Source organism: Acetobacter tropicalis (assembly GCF_001580915.1).
Taxonomy (GTDB): domain Bacteria; phylum Pseudomonadota; class Alphaproteobacteria; order Acetobacterales; family Acetobacteraceae; genus Acetobacter; species Acetobacter tropicalis.
Map to the genome: position 1 here is coordinate 1 of NZ_LHZQ01000103.1, position 3,394 is coordinate 3,394.

Below are 3,394 nucleotides of genomic sequence, written 5' to 3' on the forward strand. Positions count from 1 at the left end.
AATCCAGCGAACGGCTGCGGCGTTTGGAAGTATGCGCGTAGAAGGGGAACACATCAAACGGGCCTTCATACCCTTCTGGCACCGCACCGGCTGCGGCCTCGCTGGCCAGAAGGGTCTTGACGCGAAAGAGCGGGATATAGACGTGCGTTGCCCCGGCGTTCTTGCGGACATGCCACAGGTTTTTCCGGAATTTTCTTAACCTGTCAGGCAGGATGAAGATCATGTTTTCTTCAATGAAGCGTTCATCGGGGCTTTCCCGGCGCAGATACTGCATATCCTCGGGCATGTCACAGAAGAAATTGTAGCCCTGAATCTTCATGGTCCTGCGCGTGTCTTTCCTGCTCTGTGGTGTTGTGTGTTCCATAAACACCACAGGGGGCAAAACAGCAACATAAGCCCGAACATGGCCGCGTTTCCGCCCCGGCCTGCATGATCTTTCCCTTGGGGCCAAGGGCGGGTAGCCTGCGGGGTGTCACAGCATTAACCAAGGAACCGAACCATGCGTGCAGGCCCGCAGGACGCGCTGATTATTGTTGATCTGCAAAACGATTTTCTGCCCTCCGGCCGCTTGCCCGTAGCCAATGGAGACCGGATTATTCCGGTAATAAACCGGCTGGCCGCCCTGCCCTTTCAGGCCGTGGTGGCCACGCAGGACTGGCACCCGCAGGATCATTGCTCCTTCCCGGCCCAGAACGGACCGTGGCCGGTGCATTGTGTGCAGGGCATGGAGGGCGCGGAACTGGCTGCCCTGCTGCGGCCAGAGCCCCTTACGGCGATATTCCGCAAAGGCATGGCGCAGGATGTGGACAGCTATTCCGCCTTTGCCGACAACGCTGGCCAGAACCCTACGGGCCTGAAAGGGTTTTTACAGGAACGTGGCGTAACCCGCATTTTTGTGTGCGGACTGGCATATGATGTGTGTGTGAGCCACACGGCACGGGACGGCATGGCGTTAGGGTTTGAAACCTGCGTGGTGGCCGATGCCTGCTCCAGCGCCGTAACGGCACCGGATGACGTGACAGCCAAGCTGCGAGCCGAAGGCGTACAGGTGGTGCAGGCCGAGATGCTGATGGGGTGAGGCTGGAGCGAAGCCAGAAAAAAAGCCCTCAGGACACAGGTTCCTGAGGGCTTTTGCTCTCGTTTTTTCCTGCCCTCAGTTCAGTAAGGGCAGGAACGATTTTTTATAGTTCAGGCCTTAAGAGCAGACTGAACTTCGGCAGGCTGTTCAGAGATATACGGGCCAGCAGCCAGAATCTGGATGCTCAGCATGCCCATTCCGTTAACAGCCTTACCCAGCGGCAGTTCTGCGTTGCCATTGGTCCAGCGGTAATCGGCACCTTCCAGAGGATACCAACCGGAAAGGTTTTCCGTGTCCGTGTGTGCTGTCACGTTGTGGGTGACATCCGCATTCACAACGCTCACTTCCCCGACCAGCACACCAAGGTGACGACGATCATCCACAAACGGGCCGATCACATCGCTCGGACGGTTGGAACGAGAAACCAGACGCACACTGTTCACACCGGTAGGCAGCATGAAGGAAACGCGACCTGCCTTTTCACGCACGGAGCGGATGATCGCGCCGGTATTGGTGATCAGGTGCAGATCATGATCCGTGGTCATTGTGTAGGTCTGGGTTTCTTCCCGACGACCTTCAATGGAGGATGCACGCTGGGCGAGAGCTGCAAAAATGGGTTCTACAGCATCACGGCTCACGGCCAGCGGGGCTGCGGCATCTTCTGCCCAGCTTTTGGCACGGCCCAGAGACACAACATTTCCGTTGGAAACGAAAGCAGCACGGTTGCCGGTGTCCAGGTAGCTTTCAGTCAGCATCCCATCAACCGTCAGCACAGAATGCTCGGCCGTTTCAACGTGGTAATAGTCATAATCCGTGATGGAGCGATCATAGAAAATGGACGAACCATTGACCAGCATACGGGCCGGAACCATCTTGCCATCAATGAACAGGCAATGTTCCGCCGTGATCAGCATGTCCTTGTAGGGGACACCTTCAGCGAACGCATTCTTGAGAATACGGACTGGATAGCCAGCCATATCGTCAGGCATGTCCGCCTTGATCTTGGCGTGTGCCACACCGGCCCAGACCACGTCCCGCGTGACATTCTGCCCGTCCACGTAAGCAACAACCTGATCACCGCTGCGCAGGGTTTCCACCGCTACATCGCCTTCAGGGGTACGGACCATGCTGCCCGCAAGGAAGCAGATGTTGGAATAGTCTACTGCCGTCAGGATGGTATTGCCGTTGGCATCCGTGTAAACGGTAAAGCCTTCAACGCCATTTTCAAGAACCGGCTGGAAACGACCTGTGGCCTGAAGCTGATTCCCATTTTCATCAAGAAGCGTATAGGTGCTACCATCTTCTGTAATGCCCGCACTTTTTACACCATCAATGATGATTGTATCACCCACTTTGATGCCAGTAATTTTAGACAGAATAGAAAGAGACATACCCGAAGCGACTTCAATGGTGCCGCCTTCTGTGCCGAAGGATATACCTGTGGTGGTTGTTCCCACGCCATTTAAAATCAAACGGCCGCCGTTATTCACAACAACGGAAGAGCCACTGGCCATATTTATCGGGCCAAGGGTAACAACAGCACCGCTTTCAACGTTGATGGAAGACCCTGCGCTTAAATTCACATTGCCAGTAAACGTAATGGTACCACTAACATTGACGGTTGTAGTATACCCCTCATAGTCTGCACCAATATTCCAGACGTTGGAAGTTTTCCCACCAATAGCCAAGGTAACACCGGAGTCAATATCTACAGTTGCCCCGAACGTATCCCCAGAAATACTGTATCCGTTATAAGTGGAACCAATTTCAATAGTTCCATCAGTATCGCTGAGAGTTACAGGAGTAAACGGAGGCTTGGCGATATAAAGATCGACTGTAGCGCCTGTGTCGGCCATTTTGTGGTTTCCTAGACGGACGGATTAGGTAAGAACCCAATCACGCAATGTGAGACAGAAATTCTCTAACATCTATGGTTTCTAAAAAGCAAACTGATTCCGTTAACTATTTCCTAAAAAAAATTAACCGGCCACCTCTTGTTAAACGACCCAACATCAATGGCTTATGATCGTCCCTTATAAAAATGCTTAATCCATCCTCATCTCTTGTTAGATCAGAGGACGACATGCAGCCCCTGTTCCTTGGAACGGGGCCTGTTTTCATTGGGAGGGTTAGGCAGAAAACTCTCCCTTAACAGGGTGCGGGTTCTGCGGCACACTTGTTTGATGGAACAGACACGATACGGGACTGAGATCATGCGGGCTTTCCGGCTTTCTTCTGGCAGACAGGGCGTGGTACGGCGGGGGGCTGGTGGCGCGAAAGAGCGTGGCGTGCGCTCCATCAGAGCCGTGGGGGTGG

At 53.9% G+C, this 3,394-nt stretch carries 4 protein-coding genes; 1 reads left to right on the top strand and 3 read right to left on the bottom strand.

The features are described 5' to 3' along the window. The coding region (locus tag AD944_RS00875; RefSeq protein ID WP_061474657.1) for a hypothetical protein at positions 1 to 319 on the bottom strand (319 nt) is incomplete at its 3' end. Between the two features lie 180 nt (positions 320 to 499). Here AD944_RS00875 and AD944_RS00880 point away from each other — a divergent pair. Next, positions 500 to 1,078: a nicotinamidase gene (locus AD944_RS00880; RefSeq protein WP_045542716.1), complete on the top strand. Its 579-nt coding sequence runs from the start codon at positions 500 to 502 to the stop codon at positions 1,076 to 1,078. A gap of 110 nt (positions 1,079 to 1,188) precedes the next feature. Here the strand turns inward: AD944_RS00880 and AD944_RS00885 are convergent, their stop codons facing one another. Then, complete coding sequence (locus AD944_RS00885) at positions 1,189 to 2,934, bottom strand: Hint domain-containing protein (protein WP_052427210.1); 1,746 nt, start codon at positions 2,932 to 2,934, stop codon at positions 1,189 to 1,191. Between the two features lie 215 nt (positions 2,935 to 3,149). Continuing rightward, positions 3,150 to 3,394, bottom strand: a 245-nt coding sequence (locus tag AD944_RS16940) for a hypothetical protein (RefSeq protein WP_169796348.1), incomplete at its 5' end; no start/stop codon positions are given.